Genomic DNA, 22,751 nt, shown 5'->3' with positions numbered 1-22,751 from the left:
GATATTATTTTGAAGTAGGAAATTTAATTCTTTTAACCAACAAAGCACTGCAGCTATAGGTGATGTTGGCTAACGTTTTAATCAGTCAGAGAGTCTAATAAATTGTTTTGTTTTTTATTCCATTCAGAATTTCTTTCATTTTCCGATATTGAGTTGTGTTCAATTACTTTTTCAATTTTTGTTTTAAAATGATTAAAAGCAATATCAGATTGTTCTAAATTCGCATAAAAATCGGTGTGAAACATAATGCCATATATTCCGATGGTAATGGAATAAGGAGCAATCGAACCTTCTTTCTCTAAAGTAATTCTAGCTCCAAATGTATTTTCTTCATCTCGAATAATCACTCCGTTCTCAGATCCGGTGGTACCTATCGAAGAACCTTTGTCAAAAGTTTTCCAAATATAATTCATTAGTAGTTTTCAAAAATGTTTGCCAACGGTTAGGCTATGATTTCGTTGTGGGAAACGTCGAAGACTTTTCCACTTATGAAATCAGGCCGTTTGATGGTTCCTATTTTTTGTTTTTTGCATACAGCCACAATGAATTATAGTCATTGTTGTGCTTACGTTATTTTATTTCTTCCTCTATTAAATTTTGTATTTTGACAATTGTAGCTAATCCGATATTTAGTCTATTAATTCCAGAAGCAAGATTGTCACGATTTAGTTTTAATATATTCTGTGCTTTTGACGGATTTAACAATATTTTGTAGTCTTTTAATTCGACAGATTTTTTAAATTCAAATTCAACCATTTCGTCAAATAGAATAGGTAACCAATGAGTATTAAAAGTCAATTCAATATCGTTAGTCGACTTTACCATATGTGAAGCTTCATCATCGTAATATTTTCCAAGTAAAAAGCGTAGTTTTTTGTTTGAAATTTTATCAAGCCCTTTCGATTTTAATACCTCGTAGGCATTTGTAAGAGGCTGAAATCGGTCAAACATAATGATGTTGCCAAGCCATACTTTTATACTATCTTCAGTTTTATCAGATACTTTAGAACGTAGAACTTTTTCAGATGAAGTTATAGCTAAACTAAAGTCATTTACGATTTGTTTTAAAGCCAGTTTGTCGTTATTTAAATTTTCTTCAATTTGGGCAAGTATCTCCTTTTCAAATTCTCTATTCTTTCTTTCTTCATTCAGATTGTTTAATTGTAATGCAATCAAGATACCAATAACAACAAGTATTATTTCTCCAATCGCATAAATTAAATACTTGCTGAATTTGTTTTCAGAGAGTAAATTTTGACGAATTTTTCTAAAAAATTTTATCATAGGTTATTTGTTGGACATAATTAAGCACAACGGTCTCGTATAACCGTCAGTTACGGGATTAAAGTTAATGACTTTCGGTTAAGAACTGACGTTAGCAATTCCGAGTGGATTCGCTTGAGCCTGCCCTGAGCGCAGTCGAAGGGTAGTCGAATCCGCCGTAATTGCGGTTATACATTGTTAGCAAAAGTTTTTTATTCTTCATTTAAAAAGTCAGTCACAATATTGTTTTTATCAGATTCCATTTCACAAGTCCAACTGTCAATAAACCATCTTCCATTTTCATAATGTAGTTGAATACTATTTAATCCTCTAATATTAGATTCCGTATTTGGGTCAGTTCGTATTTCAAATGCACTCCAAACTTGGGCAATATTTCCATATTTGCTTACTGTTCTTTTAAGTTCCTTTTCGTAAAAATCCTCTTTCGGTGATAATCCTATTGGTATATATTCCGCCTCAAGAGTATGTGATTCCGCTTTTCCATTTTCATCCAATCTTGTGATTACAGCAGTTTCTGAATGAATAAATTTATCTCTTTCGAATTCCCAAGGGTCACTACTCGAACCTGAAACAACATCATAATATGCATTAATTATTGCATCTATTGATTTCACATCTTTCGCATATTTTTCTTCGTTCGTTTGTCCGAAAATTGAATTACAAGTAAAAATTATGCTTAGTGATGTTAGAATTATTTTGTTCATTTCGGTTGGTATTAAATTTTTGCTAACGCTCGCAGCTATGGCCCTTCGACTTCGCTCAGGACAGGTCGGTGCGCCTGCGGCAGCCTCGGCTAGAGAAACGGGCGAAGCCCGGTTGGAAGCGTCAGCGTGCGTTTCGGAGCAATGGCAAAGCCGCTTTGGTTATTTTTCAGAAAGTTAAGATATTATTTTGAAGTAGGAAACTTAATTCTTTTAACCATCTTAGCACTGCAGTTATAGGTGATGTTGCCATTAGTTATTTTAACTCAATTGTCAATTTTTTTATTTGTTCAATCAGTTCTGAATTTGGTTTTGCTATTCTTCCAGAATCCGTCTCTTTCACTAAATTTATTAGAGCATACCCAATTTCTTTAAGTCTATCCATCTTGCTTCCCGGTTTCGGTGACCAGACGGTTCCCGTTTTCAATGGGTGAGCGTCTGCAACCGAAAAGTAGTAATTAACTCCATCATTTCCCATAATTTCTTTGTCAGGATATTTTCGATTTTTTATGGCTTGTTTAAATAACTCTTTAAAGAGTAATACATCGGGTTTTGATATCTCAACTTTTTTCTTTTGTACTTGAATTTTGTTCTTATTCTTTTCAGTATACCAGATACTCTTTTCCATTTTATGATGAACGATAAAATAAACTTCATTCTCTTTGGCAATAGAGACAACTTCTTCTGGTGAAAAGGAAGGAATTATTAAAAAGCGAACTTCTGGATAGTCAGACATTCCATTCATTAAAATTTTTCTGACGTGGGAGTAGTATTCAAAAAGGAAGTCATAATCATCAAATATACTTTCAACTGGTTCCAAATTGTCATTCTGAGCATTGACCACAGGAATACAAAATAAAAACCCGAATATTATTATTAGCAGTTTGATTTTCATAATTAATGGCAACGTTTTTGTATATGGTTTGTTGCGTCTTTTAAGCACCTAATTTAGCAAATACAAACCGAATAGAAAATCCGCGAGACACGAGCACGAAGTGCGAACTGGCGCCAGCAATTTTCGTAAGTAGGCTAGAACTAGCAATAAATTATATACGGTGTTGTGAGTAGTTATTTAGAAATTTTTAAGAATGTTTTGGCATTATTATATAAAATCATTCTTTTTTCATCCTCACTTAAAAAATCCAAAGAATTTATGAATTCAATTGATTTAGAAATAGCACCAGGCCAAACCATTTGATCAGTACCAAACATAACTCGATCTAGTACATTGGCTTTTTGAGCTAATTTAAGTAGTCTAACTCCATAATCTTTAATAATAGGATCAACCCATAAAATAACGCCTAAATCGATATACAAATGGCTGTACATTTTCATCATTCTTACCGAATTTTCAAAGTATACTTCTCCACCATGCATTAAATAAAGTTGTAATTTCGGAAATTTAACAAGTACATCTTCAACAAGATATGGGTCTCCTAATGTGATTCTAAAATTTGGACAGCATCTGTAAGGGGTCATTGGTGGGCCACCACCAGTATGATAAGCAACTGGGATCTCGTATTTCTCACAAATCTCAAGATAAGGTGAGTAAATAGGATCATTTAACGGACGTCCATAATAGACACCGGAGACTTCGCCAAATACTTTTATTTTCCCTTCCTTTATTAGAAGTTCAAACCTGTCTATTGGAATTAGCTGTTCACTATCCATATATCCGGGAATAAACCTTGAATCTGCTTTAACATATTTCTCTATACTCTCTATAGAACCACTTACAACAGCATACTCTATTTGATGCTTGTCCATAAGAGCAATTGTCTTCTTTAAATGTTCATCAGCAGTTTTAGGGGATTCAATTCCTGTTGGATGCACTCGACCTCCCCAATAATCTGCATCAGTGTAACTGTGAAGATGTACATCTATTATTTGAGCTTTGACTGATACTAAAATAAAAAGGGAAATAACGGTCAGATTAATTTTTTTATATTTCTTCATCTATTTGGTTTTAATTACTCACAACGCTCGCAGCTATGGCCCTTCGACTTCGCTCAGGACAGGTCGGTGCGCCTGCGGCAGCCTTGGCAAGAACAACGGGCGGAGCCCGGTTGGAAGCGTCAGCATGCGTTTCGGAGCGATTGCAAAGCCGCTAGTTTATATTTTTCGGTTAGCTAAATGTAAGTAAAATTGTGCGATTTTTCATTAACCTAACCAACTTAGCAATGCAGCTATAGGTGATGTTGGCGGTAGTTGTTCCTATTTTTTTGTCAGCTTATATCTCAAATGTGTCGTCAAGTCAGATGGTATTACTTCCAAAATTTCAAGGTTATACTTGTTTTTGTCGATTCCGTCAAATAATCTAATTCCACTACCCAAGAAAACTGGTGCTATGTGAATAAAAAATTCATCAACAAGTCCTGCATTAAGAAATTGTTGAATAGTATTCGCACCACCTTGTATTCTAATGTCTTTTCCCTGAGCTGATTGTTTTGCTTTTTCCAACGCACTTTCTATTCCGTCATTGATGAAATAAAAAGTTGTTGTACCTTTTTGAACCCAGGGTTCTCTTTTTTCGTGAGTGAGTACATAAACATCTGCTTCGTATAAATCTTCTGCCCAAACGACTTCGCCTTCTTCAAACATTCGTTTTCCCATGATGTAAGAGCCAGTCCGTGCAAACACTTCGTCAATTAATTTACTGTCCGTACCATATTCTTCACCGCCTTGCATTTTGATGTGTTTCCAAAATGCTTTTTGAATAAACATCCACTGGTGTAGTTTTCCTGAAACGCCACCCATTGGATTTTTTGGGCTTCTATTGTCACCTGCAAAAAAACCATCAAGTGAAATTCCGCTGTCGAAGATGATTTTACTCATAAAGCTTTTTTATTGTTCGTTTTTATGAATTTATGTTTTTATTTTTTTTCAATTACCGCCAACGCTCGCAGCTATGGTGCGGTGCGCCTGCGGCAGCCTCGGCTAGAGAAACGGGCGAAGCCCGGTTGGAAGCGTCAGCGTGCGTTTCGGAGCAATGGCAAAGCCGCTAGTTTATATTTTTCGGTTAGTTAAAAGTACATTATTTGTTTGACTTTTCGTTCTATCTACAAAGTTAGCATTGCAGTTATAGGTGATGTTGTGCTTAGTTTTTTAATCGGTCATCTTTGATTTTATTCATATACACAAAAACCAAAACTATAAGAACGACCCATCTTGAAAATCCAATTCCGAAATGCATCCAACCGTAGAAAGATATAAATTCACTTGAACTCCCGCTTTGTATATAAGCATTATGCTCTGCGTAAAGTCCAGAAAGTTTATTCGTAATTGGATTTAGAAAGATTGCAATAAGAGCAAGAATTATGAATGTCTTTTTTGGAAAATTTCTCAAATAAATTCCCTCCGAATCTGACTTAGCTTTGATTCTTTTTAGAATTAAAAATGTTGTTGAAATATACGCGATGAATGTAATTGATGGAATTGAGTATTGAAGGAAACTATATGACAATCTTAATTCAGATTCTACAAAGTATATTAGATGAGTAAAAAGATATAGTAGAGAATCAATTGCTGTTATAAAGACAAATCCGAAAATTATCCAAATTATAAGTAAAACATTCTCTTTGTTCATTCAGTTCGTAAATTAAGCACAACGTGTTATATGTTTTATTTTATAGCTTTTATCCCGGACAGGCCATCGGATAAAAACGGATTTCCATGATCCTTATCCCGGGACATCGATAACAACGTAGTGTCTAACGGACTCCTTATTGCCTGTAAATACCGCTGCGCCACATGCGTGTAAATCATCGTCGTCTCCGGCCTGCTATGCCCCAACAACACCTGTATATACCGCAAATCGGTGCCATTCTCCAACAAATGCGTCGCGTAACTATGCCGCAACGTATGCGGCGTCACCAACTTAGTGATCCCGGCTAATTTACAACTTTGTTTTAAAAAAGTGCGTATCGTCCCCGCACTGTATTTTCCGCCATTCGGATTTTCAATAAAAAATACCTTCGGTTGATACGTCATATAATAATTTTGAAACAACGGAATAAAACTATCTGCCAAAATCACCATCCGGTCACTGCGGCCTTTGCTGTTTTTAATATGTAACTGCTTCCGCTCAAAATCAAAACAATTCAATTTCAAATTAATTGCCTCCCCTACGCGTAACCCCGAAGAATACAATAATGCCAATGCCGTTCTATGCTTCAAATTTCGGGTTACCCGCAAAATTTCTATCACTTCTTCCTTGCTCAAAACAGTAGGAAGCTTATGGTCCTTTCGTGGCCTGTTCAGTTTTTCCGGGTCTATAGCGCAGGCAGGATAGAAAAAAGCGAATTGCTTTATGGCGCCCACCAACTGCCGATGTGTACTTATGGCGTAATTCAGGGTTTTTACAGCCCATTCTATATACAAACGCACATCATTTTCAGTAAGATCTGCGGTGGGTTTGTTCCCTGTAAATTGTAAAAATTCCTGTACAAATCCCCCGTAAACGGCAACCGTACTCTCACTGTAACGCTTTCCCTGTAAATACTTGATGTAGTTTTGATACACCAAAACATTGTGGGGCTTTAAAGCAGGAAGTATCTGCCCCGGTTGTCGCACAAAACGTCTTTTTCTACGCTTTTTACTTTCGAACGCTTCCAAATCGGGAACGTAGTTTTCGGCTTTTAAATACTTTACAAGAGCTGCCAGAACCATCGCGGTATTGCGAACATAAAAACACCGGTGGGTCTGACTCCATCGTATGCCATCAAATTTTTTGAGGTACTCTTTCAATTCAAAATTAAAGGAAAATCGAATGCCAACGGCACTAATACCCCTGTGAACAAAGGGCTCTAAGGTTATTTTCATCGGTATAGTTTTAGTTATTTCAAAAAACTATAAACCGGGGAGTGAATGTTTAAAAATAAGACAATTGAAGGAAGAAATCAAACGACAACCCGTTTCTTTTTTTCGAATTTTTCAGTAAAAACTAAAACGGTTAGCAACATACTCAAGGCATACATAGTATCTTCAATAGGAATCGTTACAATGCGAATGCCCAAATTTTCAGCGTCATTATACCAAACAACCGGTGCTTCCGGTCCGCTTCCGGTTAAAATTCCGTTGACAATAAAAAAGGGTAGTAGAATCACTATAAAAGTAGGGAAGAAGCTGCTTAAAAGCTTCCTGTTTGTGTTGTAAACCCAGCCCAGCAGCAAAATGGTATAGCTGAAATTTATTAGGGTGTACCAGCGGTCGTAGGTGTACCAAAGCGTTAGAATTAATAGGGTAAGCAGACTTATATAAATGACATTGGTTGTTTTTTCTGAAAAGCTAAACTTCGGAAAAAAATACTGCAAGGCATAATGTGTAAAGATGCAGGCATAGGGGATGCATATAAAAAAGAGCCATTCTTCAATCGGAAGGTTAAAAAGGTATAATCCCGAAACATACGCCTCGTTAAACCCCCAAATGCCTTGTTGCGTGAAAATAATGTCCCAGGTTATAAACACGCCCATCATAATAGCGATGGCCGGGAAAAGTGATTTCCACTTACGGTAGAATTTAAGTTTTGGATGAAAGCTGAAAAGAAACGGAATAAGGAAAGAGCCTATATTTAAATAAAGGTACAGATACTTCATTCCTTATTTTTTGAAATATTTTAACGGCGGAAACAACATTCCGAAGCATTCGCCTTCCTCTTTCCCCAAGTGTTTATGATGCATTTTATGCGCACGTCTAATTCCGCGTGCGTACCAATGGTCTGCATTTCTGAATAACTTAAAACGTTGATGGATAAAAATATCGTGAACCATAAAATAGGCGACGCCATATACAAAAATACCCAGTCCAATAGGAAGCCCGGCCCAGAAGCCATAGTACTGCCATCCAATAAAGCAGCCAATACTCACCGCTGCATAAAAGAGGAAGAAAAAGTCGTTGCGCTCCCACCAGCTGCCGTGATCCTTATGGTGATGATCTTTGTGTAACTTCCACAAAAAACCATGCATGATATACTTATGACTAAACCACGCCATAAATTCCATCACACAAAAGGTGGTTACAAAAATTACTATCCAAAAAAATATGTTCATTGTTTTTAAAAGCTATAGGCAATAAGCTATACGCTTCATACCTAAAATTTCTCTAATTACTAATTCCTAATTCCTAATTCCTTTTCACTGCTCACCGCTCACAATTTACGATTGTAGATTTGAGATTTGGGATTTAAGTTTTAAATTTTAAGTAAAGCGAATCAAACTGCTGTCCCCTTTTCCCTCTTGGCTTTTCCCTCTTGGCTATTCTCTCTTCACCGCTCACTGTTCACTATTTTATATGCTTTATGCCCTAAATTCCTCTCTTTTTTCTTTTTTCTCTTCTCTAATCACCCTTCACCCTTCACCCTTCACTACCTAACCATCTTCAACTGAAACTTCACATAACTCCGTGTAAGCAGTCCGAATTTTTCGTAATTGGGAACCCGAATACGTGTGTTTTTAATGTCAATAGCAGGGGTGCGACGCAACTTTTTCAGCAGGCGTCGGTAATACCGATACGCCATAAAAACACCGAATTTAGCTTCCGAGGGTAATAATAAAATACCCTGATACCCCTTTTTAAAATCTTCTTCAATATCGTCAATAATAACCATTTTGGAAGCCTCGTCCAGTGCATTCAGATTGGTGTTTGGGAAATAGGTTCTACTCAAGCCTTCAAAATCTTCTTTCAAATCCCGTAAAAAATTCACCTTCTGAAATGCCGACCCCAAACTCATGGCGGCGTCTTTTAATTGTTCAAATTTTTCAGCATCACCTTTCACAAATACTTTCAGGCACATTAGCCCCACCACATCGGCAGAGCCGTATATGTATTCTTGATAATCGGCCTTGGTCGAATACACTTTTTTGGTAAGGTCAAAGCGCATACTTTGCATAAACGAATTGATTAAATGACGATCAATTCCGTAGGTGTGCACGCTATGCTGAAAAGAATTCAGGATGGGATTCAGACTTATTTTTTCTGAAAGCGCGTATTCCAAATCCTGCTCGAAACGATCAAACAGGGTCTCTTTATCATACTCGTGAAACGAATCTACAATCTCATCGGCAAATCGCACAAACCCATAAATATTATAGATATCCTGCCGTATGCCGGGCGCGAGCATTCGCGTGGCAAGCGAGAAGGAAGTACTGTAGGTATGGGTTACCTTTTTGCTGCATGTTTTAGATACTATGTCGAATAATTCCTTCACAATTTTAGTTTTCTTTGGTTATAAGTCCGGCTACAAGTTTCCCCGAAATAAGTGAGGGTGGCACTCCCGGCCCCGGGACGGTCAACTGACCGGTAAAAAATAGGTTTTTCACCCTTTTGCTTTTTAGTTTTGGCCGTAAAAAAGCAGTTTGAAAGAGCGTGTTTGCCAGTCCGTAAGCGTTTCCTTTATACGAATTGTAATCGGCTACAAAATCGTTTATACAAAACGATTTCTTAAATATAACGTATTTTTTAGCTTCCTGGTTGGTGATTTTTTCAAATCGGGTCATAATTTTTTCGAAGTATTCTTCTCGAACTTCAGGAATATCGACAAGCCCCGGCGCCAATGGGATTAGAAATATACCTGCCTCCTTGCCTTCAGGCGCTGCAGAAACATCTGTTATAGATGGGAAACTGGCATAGAAGAGCGGGTCTTCAGGCCACTGCGGACTATCGTAAATTTCCTTGGAATGTGCTTCAAAATCTACATCGAAGAAAAGCGTATGATGCGTTACGTGCTCCATTTTTTTGCTGAAGCCTACATAAAAGAGCAGGGCAGAGGGGGCGAAGACTTTAGCATTCCAATACTTTTCAGAATATTGTCTGTGCCTTTTATCCAAAAGCGTTTCGGTATGATGGTAATCGGCACCGCTTAGCACAACATCGGCAGCGATTAATTGCTTATTGGAAAAAATTCCTATGGCTTTTTTGTCTTCCACCACAATTTTCTCTACGATTTCACCTGTTTTAATAACTACTCCCAATTCTTCGGCCAGACTTTTCATTCCTTCTATCACTGTATACATACCGTTTGTTGGATGAAATGTCCCCAACCCGAAGTCGGCATAGTTCATAAAACTGTAAAAAGCAGGTGTGTTGGAAGGTTTGGCTCCCAAAAATAGTACTGGGAATTCAAGAATTGCGACAAGCTTTGGATTGCTAAATTCCTTGCGAACTTCCTTGCGAATAGTGCTGAAGAACTGACCTATTTTACTGAGTGATTCCCAGGTCATAAGTTCCAAAGGGGAAACTCCCGGCCTATAGACCAGATCTTTGATGGCAATCTCATAGTTATCCTGCGCCTCATTGATAAACTGTCGCAGTTTTTGTGCACTACCGGGTGCCTCTTCTTCAAAGGCAATACAAATTTTTTCGAGGGTATCTTCAATAGTAATACAATCGTTCTTGCCAAAGTAGACGCTATAGGCCGGATTCAGTTTTACAAGCTCATAATAATCGGAAGGTTTTTTATTGAAATCGGAAAAGAAACGTTCAAACACATCCGGCATCCAGTACCAGGTAGGTCCTATATCGAAAGTGAAGCCGTCTTGTATAAATTGTCGGGCTCTTCCTCCAACAGTGTCGTTCTTTTCGTAAATGGTGACAGTATTACCGGCTTTGGCCAAATAACAGGACGCGGCTAGTGAAGCAAATCCCGAACCGATAATAGCAATGTCTTTCATAATATGTTTAACGATTTTGTAAAAATAATAAACAAAATTGAATTTTGTTACTTTTTATGAATTTGTTAGGTTTCCAGGGTAGTAACAAATTCAGAAATGCCTGAAAAAGTACGGACACCTTCCGGAAATTTTGTTGAATTGATTCCCTTAGCCTGCGCTCCCATAATCCACAGAGTACAAGGTTTGACCGCTTGTATTGTTTTTTTAAAATTATCGGCATACGCTTCGAGGGACTCCCCGTGGGGTGCCACTGTAAAATAGGAAAGAAAAATTATGTTGTCATGATGCTTAAGGACATACTGTAGACTTTCCAGCGGAATGTTATTCCCCAGATAAATAGTTTTATATCCTGCCGAAAGTATTTCGTAGTTGCAATATAGAAGTCCTATTTCATGAATTTCGTTAAGCGGAAGGTAGAGCACAAAGGTTTTGTCGTGCTCCTTTCTGAAATCTTTATGAAGGGTTTCAATACTCACAATCACCTTTTGTTTTATCAATTCTGAAATAAAATGCTCGTGAGCAGGATCGATACTTCCGGTTTGCCAGAGTATGCCAATTTCTGAAAGTAGCGGCAAAAATACTTCTGTAAAAATTTCGCTGAAGGATTTGTTTTCAGATAACATTTCAAAAGTTGAATGAAACAACCCTGCGTCGAAATCGAACATGGCCGATTTAAAATTCTTGATCGCAATAAGTTCTTGAGCAGTTTCAGATTCCTCTTCTATAAGAGCTTGTATTTGGGCGTTAGAGAGCTCTGCAATTTTGGAGATTTTATGCCCCTTTTTATAGAGCAAATTTACATTCAGCAATCGTTTCAGGCTTTCTACGCCGTAATATCGAATATTGGTGCTGGTTCGTTCGGGTGATAATAGCTTATATCTCTTTTCCCAAATTCGAATGGTATGCGCCTTTATGGAACTAAGATTCTCAAGATCTTTTATACTAAATTGTGTTTTAACGCTCATATCCTGCATTCAATTTGTCAGGAAAAATACTAAAAAGAATGCGAAATGTTTAGGAAAGATATAAAATTCTTGAACAAAAAAAAGTCATCTTTAAAAGATGACTTTTGTACCCGGAATGGGACTTGAACCCACACGTAACTAGTACACACGGCCCTCAACCGTGCCTGTCTACCAATTCCAGCACCCGGGTATTTCTTAATTTGAGCTTGCCAAATGTAACTAAGACAACCGTAAAACAAAAAAAAAGCTAAACCAAGGGTTTAACTTTTTTTGGTGACCTGGCTGGGGCTTCTCTCGGCTTCCCGCCAGAATGACTCTGTCGGGCTGGCGCTCGAGATAAACTTCTCGCCCCTTTTGTAAAAGGAACTTGCCATTCTGTGACCTGGCTGGGGCTCGAACCCAGGACCACCTCCTTAAAAGGGAGGTGCTCTACCAACTGAGCTACCAGGTCTTCCTTGAATGCCTGCCTCCCTCTCGGTAGGCGGGTGCAAATATACTATCCTTTTATTTATTTTTCAAAGCTTAATTAAATTAAATTTGAAAAAAAAAGGAATCTCTTTAACTATCAGTATTTTTGAATAATTCTACGATAAATCAAAGCATGAAAATTGTACTTTTTGGATATATGGGAAGTGGAAAATCTTCGGTTGGAAAGCAATTGGCCTCCACATTAAATTACAATTGTATCGATTTAGATTCCGAAATTGAAAAGAGAGAAGACAAAACCATTTCAGAAGTCTTTAATGAAAAAGGAGAAATCTATTTCAGAAATATCGAAAAGGAGATACTGCAGGATTTAATTTCCTCTCCCGAAAAATTAGTAATAGCTACCGGAGGAGGGACGCCCTGTTACGGGGATACCACCACCTTCCTCTCAACACAACCCAATGTAATCACCATCTACCTTCAAACCTCTTTGGAGGTGCTCACCACAAGACTCTATTCGGAAAAGGCGCACAGACCGCTCATCGCTCATTTGCAAACAGAGGCAGTTCTAAAAGATTTTATTCGAAAGCATTTGTTCGAACGTTCGCATTACTACACACAAGCTACCTTTACAGTAAACACAGGCGAAGCCGGCGTACAGGAAATCGTTGCTAAAATTATAGTTCTGTTATTCTAAAACAGCGCGATCGTTGTTTTTTTCAAAAATAACCGCCACATTTTCATTCAAGGAAGTAGAAAGAGAAATTCCTTTGAAATCGGCTTTAATAGGAAATTTTTTATGATTACGATCTACCAAAACCGCCGTCTTAAATTGCTTTAATGGTACTTGTAGAAAATGCTTCACACCATAAATTAACGTAGTGCCCGAGTGCAAGACATCATCAACCAGCAACAACGATTTGTTCTGATACTCTTTTGGTTCCAAAGAGGTTTTTATAGGATTGGTGGGCTTCTTCTTATCGATTATTACTTCACATAAAATAACTTTTAACGGAGATACTTTTTCAACCACAGTCTTCAATTTTTTTGCGAATAAAAAGCCATTCTCTTTGATTCCGGCTATAATCACTTCCTTTTCATTTACATTGGTTTCATAAATCTGATACGCAATGCGTCTTATTTTGTGATCAATCTGCTTTTTGTCTAAAATAACTGTGCTGGTTTGGGTCATGGAGAAAAAGTTTTATCAAAGATAGTAAATACCGCGTTTAAGAATCGTCTGTGTCTTTAAAATCGTCAATATCTCGTCTGTCTTTTTTGGTGGGACGGCCAGCTCCTTTTTTCCGATAGTACTCCTTCGAATATTTTAAAAGCTCCTGGTTTGCAAACGCTTCCTTGGGTGTAGTGTCTTTTCGATACATATCTACAAGCTTGGCTCCCAGTCTGCTTTCGGGCAAATCCAGGACATCCAGCGTATAATCAATCTGATCCTTTCTCACCTGTATCGAATCGCCGGGATATACTTCCCGGGACGGCTTCACCACTTCATTACGTACTCTTACAGCTCCTTTCCTACATGCGGCAGTCGCTATGCTTCTGGTTTTGTAATAACGAATACACCACAGATATTTATCAACTCTCATACAATTAACATTAATTCTACGTTAATCTAGTAAGCAAAAATAGAGGAAAATTGTATCTTGCGGCCTCAAAAAAAGAAGAATGAAGAAAGCATATTTTTTGGTGTCAACCCTAATCTTGACATTTCTTGCAGTTGTTTCGTGTAAAAAAGATGATGGAGTTGAGTCAATTCCGCCTAGAGATAGAGGGGAAGAAGCTATCGCCGCGACCACGCAAATTGAAGGATTTTTAGCGACACATTTTTACAATTACGAAGAGTTTGAAAATCCGCCTGCAGATTTCGATTATATTATTCGTTTCGATAGTCTTATTGGTGCTAATGCAAATAAAATTCCATTGATAGATCAGGTGCAATCCAAAATTGTAAAGGATCGAATAAACGACGATGTTACCTATACCTTGTATTATTTGGAAGCAAAACAAGGCGGCGGAAGACGTATTCAATTTCCGGATGTGGGAACCATGTCTTTTGAAGGAAGATTGTTGGATAATTCTTTATTCGACGGCTCTATAAACCCTGTACGCTTCGATCTTACTCAAATTATTGACGGCCTGCAGGATGGTCTTATCGAATTTAATACTGCTGCTGGAGATGCCATCGAAAACCCCGATGGAACCGTTTATTTCGAAGATTTTAGCTCGGGAGCGGTGTTTATTCCTTCCGGACTGGCATACTTCTCGAATCCTCCCCCGGGAGACATAGGAGTGTATGCACAACTCGCGTTTACATTTAGATTGTACAAGGCCGAAATTGGCGATCAGGATGGCGATGGCGTGCCTTCGATTATGGAAGATTTAAACGGTAACGGACGGGAAGAAGATGATGACACCGACGATGATTTTAGTCCCAACTATGCCGATGTGGATGACGATAACGATGGAAGGCTTACCAAAGATGAAATAGAATTAAATACCTATACTATTAATTCGGGCGATGCGGAACCTGTTTTAGGTCCCAATGAAGTTGAAATATCCAGAGAAGAAGATGAAACCACAGGAGTGATCACAATAAACACCATAAACTTCCCGGATGAAGACAATGATGGTATCCCGGATTATTTAGACGAAGACAATTAACAATAAGTTCATACAATTAAAAAAGCCTTCAGTAGTAAACTGAAGGCTTTTTTGATTTGGATACTGCCTGCAAATAGCAAGCGCAAAAAAAGATTTACTTGCGTGCAATCACTTTAAGTGCCGCTTTCACGATTGCGTCGGCATTTAGACCATATTTATCCATTAGCTCCTCCGGAGTACCGGATTCACCAAAGGTGTCTTGAGTAGCTACAAATTCTTGTGGAGTTGGGGTATTTTCGGCTAAAACTCTGGAAACACTTTCACCTAAACCTCCCAAAAAGTTGTGTTCTTCGGCGGTGACAATGCATCCTGTTTTTGTAACGCTTTTTATAATGGCTTTATTGTCTAAAGGCTTGATGGTGTGAATGTTGATTACTTCGGCAGAGATTCCTTTTGCATGCAATGCTTCTGCGGCCAGAAGGGCCTCCCATACCAAATGGCCCGTTGCAACGATGGTCACATCCGTTCCGTCCTGTAAATGCACCGCCTTTCCAATTTCAAAAGTTTGATCTGTCGCAGTGAAATTGGCAACCTTTGGCCTTCCAAATCTTAAATAAACAGGGCCTTTATGTTTAGCGATCGCAATAGTAGCAGCTTTGGTTTGGTTATAATCGCAGGTATTAATAACCGTCATTCCGGGTAGCATTTTCATCAATCCCAAATCTTCCAATATCTGGTGTGTTGCCCCGTCTTCGCCCAAAGTCACCCCTGCGTGCGAAGCACAAATTTTTACGTTCTTACCGCTGTAGGCAATGCTCTGTCTTATTTGGTCGTACACCCTTCCGGTTGAAAAATTCGCAAAAGTTCCTGTAAACGGAATTTTTCCTCCAATAGTTATTCCTGCTGCAATTCCCATCATATTGGCTTCTGCAATTCCTACCTGAAAGAATCGCTCCGGATGATTGTCTTTAAATTCATCCATCTTCAACGAACCGGTAAGATCGGCGCAAAGAGCAACCACGTTTTCATTTGTTTTTCCAAGTTCAGTGAGTCCTGCTCCAAAACCGGAACGCGTGTCTTTTTTACCGCTGTCTGTATATTTTTTCATTAATGTTTGTTGAGAATTAATAATCGCCTAATGTTACCGGGTTTTGATCCAATCCAACCGCTAATTGATCGTCATTGGGAGCTTTGCCATGCCAATCGTGCGTATGCATCATAAAATCGACGCCGTTCCCCATAATAGTATGTAGTAAAACACAAACAGGTTTTCCCTTCCCGGTTTTTTCCTTTGCCTGTTTCATTCCTGAAATAACAGCCTCCAGACTGTTTCCTTCCTTTATTTCCATGACATCCCAACCAAAGGCTTCAAATTTTGCCTTTACATTACCCATGGGCAGCACATTGTCTGTAGCCCCGTCAATTTGTTGTCCGTTGAGGTCAATCGTCACAATTAGATTGTCAACCTTGTTCCCGGCTGCATACATAATCGCTTCCCAATTCTGCCCTTCCTGCAATTCTCCGTCACCACAAAGAGTATAGATAAGATGCTTGTCTTTATTCAACTTTTTAGCTTCGGCAGCACCAATAGATACCGAAATACCCTGTCCCAAAGATCCGGATGCAATCCGTACTCCGGGCAGCCCTTCATGTGTTGTAGGATGTCCTTGCAAACGAGAATTCAGCAATCGGAATGTATTTAATTCTTCTACAGGAAAATAGCCCGAACGCGCTAAAACACTGTAAAAAACCGGAGAGATATGTCCATTGGACAAGAAGAAGATGTCTTCACCTTTTCCATTCATATCGAACCCATCTTTTCGTTCCATAAGGACTTGAAAAAGGGCTACAAAAAATTCAGTACATCCCAGTGAACCACCCGGATGACCCGAATTTACCTTGTGTACCTGTCTAAGAATGTCCCTGCGAACTTGTATTACTAAATCGTTGAGGTATTTAAAATCTGGCATGTCTAATTGTAAATTTATGCCGCAAAAGTAAGGGAATTAATAGGGTGGTACAAGTTGAAATTACGGCAGTTATTAACGAATTCCATTTTTTAGTTAACAGAATGGATATTGTAATTAATAATACTGAAAGGTCTTCTTAAAATGAACAGATTTGAACTTCGTTAGTTGGGTTTTGGAAATTAATTACTGTTATCTTTGCCCTTTCAGAAAAAAACCGAATGCAATTTACATTAGAAGCTACAGATACAGGCAGCCAGGCCAGAGCAGGAACCATGATTTTGGACCACGGTACGGTTGAAACCCCCATCTTTATGCCCGTTGGCACCGTTGGCACCGTAAAGGGTGTGCATCAGCGCGAATTGGAAACAGAAATCAAGCCCGATATCATCCTTGGAAATACATACCATTTGTTCCTTCGTCCGCAAATAGATATTCTTGAAAAAGCAGGCGGCCTGCATAAGTTTATGAATTGGAAGCATCCCATTCTAACCGATAGTGGCGGCTATCAGGTGTATTCCCTTTCAGCAAACCGGAAAATTAAGGAAGAAGGAGTTAAATTTAAATCGCATATCGATGGAAGTTACCATGTGTTTACGCCCGAAAATGTAATGGAAATTCAGCGTAGCATTGGCGCCGATATCATTATGGCATTCGATGAATGCACTCCGTATCCTTGCGAGTATAATTATGCCAAACGTTCCATGCACATGACGCACCGCTGGTTGGACCGTTGTATTGCTCATTTGGAAAAAACACCTTACAAATACGACTTCTCACAAACGTTCTTTCCAATTGTTCAGGGAAGTACCTATAAAGAGCTGCGGAAACAATCTGCCGAATATATAGCTTCAGTTGGAGCCGAAGGGAATGCCATTGGCGGACTTTCAGTAGGCGAACCTGCCGAAGAAATGTACGAAATGACAAGCGTCGTCACCGAAATACTTCCCAAAGACAAACCGCGTTATCTAATGGGAGTAGGAACACCCATCAATATTCTGGAAAACATCGCCTTGGGTATCGATATGTTCGATTGCGTAATGCCAACCCGAAACGGAAGAAACGGAATGCTCTTTACCGCCCACGGAACCATAAACATAAAAAACAAGAAGTGGGAAGCCGATTTTTCGGCATTGGACGAGATGAACATCACCTGGGTTGACACCGCGTACAGCAAAGCCTATGTTCGCCATTTGTTTACCGTAAATGAAATGCTGGGAAGGCAAATTGCAACCATTCACAATCTCGGATTTTATATGTGGTTGGTACGTGAAGCCAGAAAACATATCTTAGCAGGAGACTTTGCAACCTGGAAGACAACAATGGTTAAACAAATGGACAAACGCCTGTAAAAAATGCTCAGCATCCTCGACAGATACATATTGCGTAAGTATTTGGGAACATTCGTCCTCCTGTTGCTGCTGTTTATACCTATTGGAATTACCGTCAATCTTGCTGAAAAAATTGATAAGATACTGGCAAACGAAGTCCCTTTTATTGAAGTTGCCAAATACTATCTCGACTTTACCGTTTATTTCGCCAATTTATTGTTTCCCCTGTTTTTGTTTCTTTCGGTAATTTGGTTCACGTCAAAACTTGCCAATAACACCGAAGTAATTGCATTCTTAAGCAGCGGGGTTTCCTATTATCGCTTTTTACGCCCTTATATGATTGGTGCAACCATCGTGTGTATTGGCGCCTTAATTATGGGAATGTATCTGGCGCCCATGGCGAGTAAGGGCTTTAATGAATTTACTTTTCAGTATTTAAAAAATAACAAACAAGCCAGGCAGCAGAGCAATGTGTACAGACAAATTAACGATAACGATTATATCTACGTAAGCTACTTCAACGTGCATGAGAAATCGGGAAATAATTTCACCCTCGAACACTTTGAGGGGAATAAAATGATATATAAAATCGACTCTAAACGTATCTTATATAACGAAAAAGACAGCACCTACACCCTCTATAATTATACAAAGAGAATAATAGGTGAACACGAAGACATTTTACAAAGTGAGGTAAAGTTGGATACTACTTTTTCATTCGAACTGGAAGACCTCACCCCTGTGGAATACATTGCGGAGACCCTCAATTTTACCGAACTTAATTCTTTTATTAAACGTGAAAGGGAACGGGGATCTACCTATATAAATCGGTACGAAGTAGTACGTTATAAACGTTGGAGTTTGCCGGTTTCAGCCTATATCTTAACCATCATCGCTGTTGCCGTATCGTCGATGAAGCGTCGTGGTGGTATGGGCGTAAACCTCGCCATTGGTATTGGAATTGGAATGGTATTTATCTTTTTCGATAAAATTTTCGGGACCATGGCCGAACAGAGTAGTTTTTCGCCTTTTGTCGCTACCTGGTTTCCTAACATTATCTTTGGTATCTTAGCTATATACCTGCTTCGCAATGCAAAACGCTAAACTTTTTAACTACCTCCACCTTCATTTTATCATTTTTATTTGGGGGTTTACTGCCGTGTTGGGAGCGCTTATCTCTATCGATGCCATTCCACTGGTATGGTATCGCATGCTGTTGGCTTCCGGATTTATTTTCTTGTTTGTAAAAGCCCGAAAAATACCGCTTCGGTTTCCTAAAAAAGTACTCCTCGGATTTTTCGGTGCGGGATTGGTAATTGCTTTACACTGGCTGGCCTTTTTTGGAGCAATTAAAGTGTCTAATGTTTCGGTTACATTGGCAATTATGTCTACCGGTGCTTTTTTTGCATCCCTACTGGAACCTTTGCTATACAAGCGAAAAATTATTGGGTACGAAGTGTTTTTCGGACTCATTGTGGTCGCAGGGCTCTATATTATTTTTAATGTGGAGACTGAATATGTTTGGGGAATAATCCTCGCCTTAACCTCTTCTTTTCTAGGGGCCTTGTTTTCTGTTATAAACGGAAAGTTTGCTATAAAATACCCTGCTTCGGCTATTTCATTTTACGAACTGCTCTCAGGAATGCTATGTATTACGATCTATTTAACCTTCACCGGCAGCTTTACGGCCTCGTTTTTTATACTTTCAGCAAACGATTGGATATTTTTATTGTTATTGGCTTCAGTTTGCACAGCCTACGCTTTTATAGCATCGGTGCACGTTATGAAATGGATAAGTCCGTATACCGTAATGCTTTCCATCAATATGGAACCGGTCTACGGAATAATATTGGCCTTATTAATTTTAGGAGATTCAGAAAACATGAGTCCGCAATTCTATTACGGAGCGGCAATAATACTAGTTACAGTAATAGCCAATGGTATTATTAAAATGAAACTGGAAAGAAAAAAAAGGCGATTACCCCTTACCTAAAAACAAAGTTTTATCTTTGTAAACTGGACCAAAAAATACTTCAAGGAGTTACCTATGGAATATCTTGATTTTGAATTACCTATAAAAGAATTGCAAGAGCAATACGAAAAGGCTTGTCAGATTGGTGAAGAGAGCGATGTAGATGTGACCAATACCTGTAAGCAGATTGAGAAAAAACTCAACGAAACCAAAAAGGAAATCTATAAAAATTTAACGCCATGGCAACGTGTGCAGTTATCTCGTCATCCCAATCGTCCCTATACAATGGATTATATCAAAGCCATTTGTGGGGATTCTTTTTTGGAAATGCATGGAGACCGCAATTTTAAAGATGACAAAGCAATGGTCGGTGGCCTTGGAAAGATTGGTGATCAAAGTTATATGTTCGTGGGACAGCAAAAAGGATACAATACCAAAACGCGCCAGTATCGCAATTTTGGAATGGCCAATCCTGAAGGCTATCGAAAAGCATTACGGCTTATGAAATCTGCCGAAAAGTTTGGAGTGCCTGTAGTGACCCTGGTGGACACCCCGGGTGCCTTTCCCGGACTCGAAGCAGAAGAACGCGGACAAGGAGAAGCCATTGCCCGAAATATTCTGGAAATGACCCGTTTAAAAGTGCCAATCATTGTCGTGATTATTGGTGAAGGAGCCAGCGGTGGTGCCCTGGGAATTGGAGTAGGGGACACTGTCCTCATGCTGGAAAACACATGGTATTCGGTAATTTCACCCGAAAGTTGTTCGTCTATCTTATGGCGAAGCTGGGAATTTAAAGAACAGGCAGCTGAAGCTCTAAAACTTACCGCAACCGATATGAAAAAGCTAACCCTCATAGACGAGATCGTAAAAGAACCTCTTGGAGGAGCGCATAGTGATCGAGATACAACCTTTATAACAGTCGCAAAATCTATCGAAAAAGCATATGCGAAATTAAAAGACTTATCACCAAAAGATTTGGTCAACGAACGCATGGAAAAATATTCAAAAATGGGAGTATTCAAATCTTGATTTCAGCAATACCAACCCTTTCAAAAATCTGAAGGCTCCGCTTCAGATTTTTTTGTACCTTATTAACAATAAATTAAAGTTGTCAACAGTTCAATTGTTAATGACTAGTGAACATAGAAATTCCTTTTCTCTTCGCTTCTCTTAACATTTTATTTACATTCGCCTAATGGAAAAATTGAAACCTCACACTTCATATTCGGCGCGCCCGTCACAGGTAATTTCGCTCGAAAAAGGAAAACTCCCGCCGCAAGCGACTGATTTAGAAGAGGTTGTACTGGGAGCCATGATGATCGACAAAAAAGGAGTCGATGAGGTAATCGATATTCTACACAGTGAAGTTTTCTACAAGGAAGCCCATCAACACATATTTGAGGCCATTCACACACTATTCGAAAATAGTGAGCCGGTGGACTTATTAACCGTTTCGTCCCAATTAAAGAAGGACCTAAAGCTGGATCGCGTTGGAGGCGAATATTATTTGGTTCAATTAACCCAAAAAGTGTCCTCTTCGGCGCATATCGAATTCCATGCACGCATCATTCTTCAGAAATACATTCAGCGAAGTTTGATAAAAATTTCGAACGAAATTATTGAAGATTCCTACGACGAAACCACCGATGTTTTCGATTTGCTGGACAATGCCGAATCGAAATTATACGATATTACACAAGGGAACATAAAACGTTCTTCCGAGACAGCACAAAGTTTGGTGATACAAGCCAAAAAACGTATTGAAGAAATAGCAAACAAAGAAGGCCTTTCAGGAATTCCTTCAGGTTTTACCAAAGTCGATAAGTTAACTTCAGGCTGGCAACCCAGTGATTTGGTGATTATCGCAGCTCGTCCCGGTATGGGTAAAACCGCTTTAACACTCTCTATGGCACGTAACGTTGCGGTAGAACACAATATTCCCGTTGCTTTTTTCTCTTTGGAAATGTCTTCGGTTCAATTAATAACCCGTTTAATTTCTTCCGAAACCGGTCTAAGTTCCGAAAAACTGCGAACCGGAAATCTTGAAAAACACGAATGGGAACAGTTGAATGTAAAAGTGAAAGGGCTAGAAAAAGCGCCGCTTTTTATTGATGATACTCCTTCACTTTCCATCTTCGATTTAAGAGCCAAAGCTCGTCGACTTTCATCACAGCACGGTATCAAGCTTATCATGATCGATTATTTGCAGTTAATGACCGCCGGTGGAAGTCAGAAAGGTGGAAACAGAGAACAGGAAATTTCAACCATCTCTAGAAACCTGAAAGCCCTGGCAAAAGAATTAAACGTACCGGTAATCGCGCTTTCGCAATTATCAAGAGCCGTAGAAACCCGAGGTGGAAGCAAGCGACCATTGTTGTCCGATCTTCGTGAATCGGGAGCCATCGAACAGGATGCCGATATTGTTTCGTTTATCTACCGTCCCGAATATTACAAAATTGAAGAGTGGGATGACGAAGAACGAACCCCAACCGCCGGGCAGGCCGAGTTTATTGTTGCCAAGCACCGTAATGGTGGTCTGGATGAAATTAAACTGAAGTTTGTGGGGCATTTGGGACGCTTCGAAAATTTGGAAACCTTCGATTTCCCAACCGAAATCCATTCCAGAATGAACGATGCCGCAAACGACGATACTTTTAAAACTAGTCATTTACCCTCTCCGGGAGAAGCTTTTGGCAGTTCCATGAACGACGATTTATCTTCTGCCGATGGTAACGATGATGTGCCGTTTTAAAAAACCCCGATATTGCTACCGGGGCTTTCCTACTAACCATCAATCATGAATCCTAGTTTTAACAAATC

Annotated in this window: 23 protein-coding genes and 2 tRNA genes; 7 read left to right on the top strand and 18 right to left on the bottom strand. The window is 39.0% G+C overall.

The genetic code is table 11. The features are described 5' to 3' along the window. Window positions 1-77: 77 nt before the first annotated feature. From ATE92_RS00435 to ATE92_RS00365, 14 genes are all read right to left on the bottom strand, one after another. Window positions 78-413: a hypothetical protein gene (locus tag ATE92_RS00435; RefSeq protein WP_100801826.1), complete on the bottom strand. Its 336-nt coding sequence runs from the start codon at window positions 411-413 to the stop codon at window positions 78-80. A gap of 157 nt (window positions 414-570) precedes the next feature. Next, window positions 571-1,284, bottom strand: coding sequence for a DUF6090 family protein (locus ATE92_RS00430; RefSeq protein ID WP_100801825.1), 714 nt, complete (start codon window positions 1,282-1,284; stop codon window positions 571-573). 191 nt (window positions 1,285-1,475) lie between these two features. Beyond that, on the bottom strand, window positions 1,476-1,988 hold the full coding sequence (locus ATE92_RS00425) for a hypothetical protein (protein WP_100801824.1): 513 nt from the start codon (window positions 1,986-1,988) through the stop codon (window positions 1,476-1,478). A 253-nt stretch (window positions 1,989-2,241) separates the two neighbouring features. Then, the gene (locus tag ATE92_RS00420; RefSeq protein ID WP_157809511.1) at window positions 2,242-2,880 is read right to left on the bottom strand and encodes a hypothetical protein; all 639 of its coding nucleotides are present in this window, start codon (window positions 2,878-2,880) and stop codon (window positions 2,242-2,244) included. Between the two features lie 173 nt (window positions 2,881-3,053). After that, window positions 3,054-3,941 (bottom strand): amidohydrolase family protein, encoded by an 888-nt coding sequence (locus ATE92_RS00415; RefSeq protein ID WP_100801822.1) that lies wholly within the window; start codon window positions 3,939-3,941, stop codon window positions 3,054-3,056. Window positions 3,942-4,199: 258 nt separating this feature from the next. After that, window positions 4,200-4,820: a dihydrofolate reductase family protein gene (locus ATE92_RS00410; protein WP_100801821.1), complete on the bottom strand. Its 621-nt coding sequence runs from the start codon at window positions 4,818-4,820 to the stop codon at window positions 4,200-4,202. Window positions 4,821-5,606: 786 nt separating this feature from the next. After that, window positions 5,607-6,806: a tyrosine-type recombinase/integrase gene (locus tag ATE92_RS00400; protein WP_100801819.1), complete on the bottom strand. Its 1,200-nt coding sequence runs from the start codon at window positions 6,804-6,806 to the stop codon at window positions 5,607-5,609. 77 nt (window positions 6,807-6,883) lie between these two features. Beyond that, window positions 6,884-7,579: a lycopene cyclase domain-containing protein gene (locus ATE92_RS00395; protein ID WP_100801818.1), complete on the bottom strand. Its 696-nt coding sequence runs from the start codon at window positions 7,577-7,579 to the stop codon at window positions 6,884-6,886. Window positions 7,580-7,582: 3 nt separating this feature from the next. Further along, window positions 7,583-8,032 carry a sterol desaturase family protein gene (locus tag ATE92_RS00390; protein WP_100801817.1) on the bottom strand — a complete coding sequence of 150 codons (450 nt, stop codon included), beginning with the start codon at window positions 8,030-8,032 and terminating at the stop codon, window positions 7,583-7,585. A gap of 314 nt (window positions 8,033-8,346) precedes the next feature. Beyond that, on the bottom strand, window positions 8,347-9,189 hold the full coding sequence (locus ATE92_RS00385) for a phytoene/squalene synthase family protein (protein ID WP_100801816.1): 843 nt from the start codon (window positions 9,187-9,189) through the stop codon (window positions 8,347-8,349). Between the two features lie 4 nt (window positions 9,190-9,193). Beyond that, a complete protein-coding gene (locus tag ATE92_RS00380; RefSeq protein ID WP_369819642.1) occupies window positions 9,194-10,651 on the bottom strand; it encodes a phytoene desaturase family protein in 1,458 nt (485 codons plus the stop codon). Between the two features lie 65 nt (window positions 10,652-10,716). After that, window positions 10,717-11,616: a MerR family transcriptional regulator gene (locus ATE92_RS00375; protein ID WP_100804292.1), complete on the bottom strand. Its 900-nt coding sequence runs from the start codon at window positions 11,614-11,616 to the stop codon at window positions 10,717-10,719. A 107-nt stretch (window positions 11,617-11,723) separates the two neighbouring features. After that, window positions 11,724-11,806 (bottom strand) — tRNA-Leu (locus ATE92_RS00370). A gap of 188 nt (window positions 11,807-11,994) precedes the next feature. After that, window positions 11,995-12,067: transfer RNA gene (locus ATE92_RS00365), tRNA-Lys, on the bottom strand. A 150-nt stretch (window positions 12,068-12,217) separates the two neighbouring features. Here ATE92_RS00365 and ATE92_RS00360 point away from each other — a divergent pair. Further along, window positions 12,218-12,739: a shikimate kinase gene (locus ATE92_RS00360; RefSeq protein ID WP_100801814.1), complete on the top strand. Its 522-nt coding sequence runs from the start codon at window positions 12,218-12,220 to the stop codon at window positions 12,737-12,739. On the opposite strand, the gene ATE92_RS00355 is transcribed toward ATE92_RS00360, so the two are convergent. Together ATE92_RS00355 and ATE92_RS00350 are read right to left on the bottom strand one after the other, a co-directional pair. Then, complete coding sequence (locus ATE92_RS00355; protein ID WP_100801813.1) at window positions 12,731-13,234, bottom strand: phosphoribosyltransferase family protein; 504 nt, start codon at window positions 13,232-13,234, stop codon at window positions 12,731-12,733. The genes ATE92_RS00360 and ATE92_RS00355 overlap by 9 nt on opposite strands. Before the next feature lie 37 nt (window positions 13,235-13,271). Beyond that, window positions 13,272-13,646: an RNA-binding S4 domain-containing protein gene (locus ATE92_RS00350; protein WP_100801812.1), complete on the bottom strand. Its 375-nt coding sequence runs from the start codon at window positions 13,644-13,646 to the stop codon at window positions 13,272-13,274. Window positions 13,647-13,725: 79 nt separating this feature from the next. On the opposite strand from ATE92_RS00350, the gene ATE92_RS00345 reads away from it, so the two are divergent. Continuing rightward, window positions 13,726-14,721, top strand: a complete 996-nt coding sequence (locus tag ATE92_RS00345; RefSeq protein ID WP_100801811.1) for an FKBP-type peptidyl-prolyl cis-trans isomerase — start codon at window positions 13,726-13,728, stop codon at window positions 14,719-14,721. A 94-nt stretch (window positions 14,722-14,815) separates the two neighbouring features. On the opposite strand, the gene ATE92_RS00340 is transcribed toward ATE92_RS00345, so the two are convergent. Next, window positions 14,816-15,769 carry a transketolase family protein gene (locus ATE92_RS00340; RefSeq protein ID WP_100801810.1) on the bottom strand — a complete coding sequence of 318 codons (954 nt, stop codon included), beginning with the start codon at window positions 15,767-15,769 and terminating at the stop codon, window positions 14,816-14,818. Window positions 15,770-15,785: 16 nt separating this feature from the next. Next, window positions 15,786-16,631, bottom strand: a complete 846-nt coding sequence (locus ATE92_RS00335) for a transketolase (RefSeq protein ID WP_100801809.1) — start codon at window positions 16,629-16,631, stop codon at window positions 15,786-15,788. 218 nt (window positions 16,632-16,849) lie between these two features. Here ATE92_RS00335 and tgt point away from each other — a divergent pair, with 218 nt between their 5' ends. From tgt to dnaB, 5 genes are all read left to right on the top strand, one after another. Next, on the top strand, window positions 16,850-17,980 hold the full coding sequence (tgt, locus tag ATE92_RS00330) for a tRNA guanosine(34) transglycosylase Tgt (protein WP_100801808.1): 1,131 nt from the start codon (window positions 16,850-16,852) through the stop codon (window positions 17,978-17,980). 3 nt (window positions 17,981-17,983) lie between these two features. Continuing rightward, window positions 17,984-19,063 carry an LptF/LptG family permease gene (locus ATE92_RS00325; protein WP_100801807.1) on the top strand — a complete coding sequence of 360 codons (1,080 nt, stop codon included), beginning with the start codon at window positions 17,984-17,986 and terminating at the stop codon, window positions 19,061-19,063. Then, complete coding sequence (locus ATE92_RS00320) at window positions 19,050-19,952, top strand: DMT family transporter (protein WP_100801806.1); 903 nt, start codon at window positions 19,050-19,052, stop codon at window positions 19,950-19,952. The genes ATE92_RS00325 and ATE92_RS00320 overlap by 14 nt, the downstream gene beginning before the upstream one ends. 54 nt (window positions 19,953-20,006) lie before the next feature. Beyond that, entirely contained in the window at window positions 20,007-20,960 is a 954-nt protein-coding gene (locus ATE92_RS00315; RefSeq protein ID WP_100801805.1) for an acetyl-CoA carboxylase carboxyltransferase subunit alpha, read from the top strand. A gap of 166 nt (window positions 20,961-21,126) precedes the next feature. Continuing rightward, window positions 21,127-22,683 (top strand): replicative DNA helicase, encoded by a 1,557-nt coding sequence (gene dnaB, locus ATE92_RS00310; protein WP_100801804.1) that lies wholly within the window; start codon window positions 21,127-21,129, stop codon window positions 22,681-22,683. The last annotated feature ends 68 nt before the right edge of the window (window positions 22,684-22,751 follow it).

The sequence above is a fragment of the Ulvibacter sp. MAR_2010_11 genome, assembly GCF_002813135.1.
Lineage (GTDB): Bacteria > Bacteroidota > Bacteroidia > Flavobacteriales > Flavobacteriaceae > Altibacter.
The sequence above is the reverse complement of the archived record's forward strand: the minus strand, read 5'-3'. Positions and strand labels throughout refer to the sequence as shown.

Bases quoted from the DNA above. Each gene is read 5' to 3' on its own strand.
- ATE92_RS00380 (WP_369819642.1), bottom strand. From the start codon at position 10,651: ATGAAAGACATTGCTATTATCGGTTCGGGATTTGCTTCACTAGCCGCG.
- ATE92_RS00430 (WP_100801825.1), bottom strand. From the start codon at position 1,284: ATGATAAAATTTTTTAGAAAAATTCGTCAAAATTTACTCTCTGAAAAC.
- ATE92_RS00345 (WP_100801811.1), top strand. From the start codon at position 13,726: ATGAAGAAAGCATATTTTTTGGTGTCAACCCTAATCTTGACATTTCTT.
- tgt (WP_100801808.1), top strand. From the start codon at position 16,850: ATGCAATTTACATTAGAAGCTACAGATACAGGCAGCCAGGCCAGAGCA.
- ATE92_RS00425 (WP_100801824.1), bottom strand. From the start codon at position 1,988: ATGAACAAAATAATTCTAACATCACTAAGCATAATTTTTACTTGTAAT.
- ATE92_RS00340 (WP_100801810.1), bottom strand. From the start codon at position 15,769: ATGAAAAAATATACAGACAGCGGTAAAAAAGACACGCGTTCCGGTTTT.
- ATE92_RS00355 (WP_100801813.1), bottom strand. From the start codon at position 13,234: ATGACCCAAACCAGCACAGTTATTTTAGACAAAAAGCAGATTGATCAC.
- ATE92_RS00420 (WP_157809511.1), bottom strand. From the start codon at position 2,880: ATGAAAATCAAACTGCTAATAATAATATTCGGGTTTTTATTTTGTATT.
- dnaB (WP_100801804.1), top strand. From the start codon at position 21,127: ATGGAAAAATTGAAACCTCACACTTCATATTCGGCGCGCCCGTCACAG.
- ATE92_RS00390 (WP_100801817.1), bottom strand. From the start codon at position 8,032: ATGAACATATTTTTTTGGATAGTAATTTTTGTAACCACCTTTTGTGTG.
- ATE92_RS00360 (WP_100801814.1), top strand. From the start codon at position 12,218: ATGAAAATTGTACTTTTTGGATATATGGGAAGTGGAAAATCTTCGGTT.
- ATE92_RS00415 (WP_100801822.1), bottom strand. From the start codon at position 3,941: ATGAAGAAATATAAAAAAATTAATCTGACCGTTATTTCCCTTTTTATT.
- ATE92_RS00400 (WP_100801819.1), bottom strand. From the start codon at position 6,806: ATGAAAATAACCTTAGAGCCCTTTGTTCACAGGGGTATTAGTGCCGTT.
- ATE92_RS00325 (WP_100801807.1), top strand. From the start codon at position 17,984: ATGCTCAGCATCCTCGACAGATACATATTGCGTAAGTATTTGGGAACA.
- ATE92_RS00335 (WP_100801809.1), bottom strand. From the start codon at position 16,631: ATGCCAGATTTTAAATACCTCAACGATTTAGTAATACAAGTTCGCAGG.
- ATE92_RS00410 (WP_100801821.1), bottom strand. From the start codon at position 4,820: ATGAGTAAAATCATCTTCGACAGCGGAATTTCACTTGATGGTTTTTTT.
- ATE92_RS00395 (WP_100801818.1), bottom strand. From the start codon at position 7,579: ATGAAGTATCTGTACCTTTATTTAAATATAGGCTCTTTCCTTATTCCG.
- ATE92_RS00375 (WP_100804292.1), bottom strand. From the start codon at position 11,616: ATGAGCGTTAAAACACAATTTAGTATAAAAGATCTTGAGAATCTTAGT.
- ATE92_RS00435 (WP_100801826.1), bottom strand. From the start codon at position 413: ATGAATTATATTTGGAAAACTTTTGACAAAGGTTCTTCGATAGGTACC.
- ATE92_RS00315 (WP_100801805.1), top strand. From the start codon at position 20,007: ATGGAATATCTTGATTTTGAATTACCTATAAAAGAATTGCAAGAGCAA.
- ATE92_RS00320 (WP_100801806.1), top strand. From the start codon at position 19,050: ATGCAAAACGCTAAACTTTTTAACTACCTCCACCTTCATTTTATCATT.
- ATE92_RS00350 (WP_100801812.1), bottom strand. From the start codon at position 13,646: ATGAGAGTTGATAAATATCTGTGGTGTATTCGTTATTACAAAACCAGA.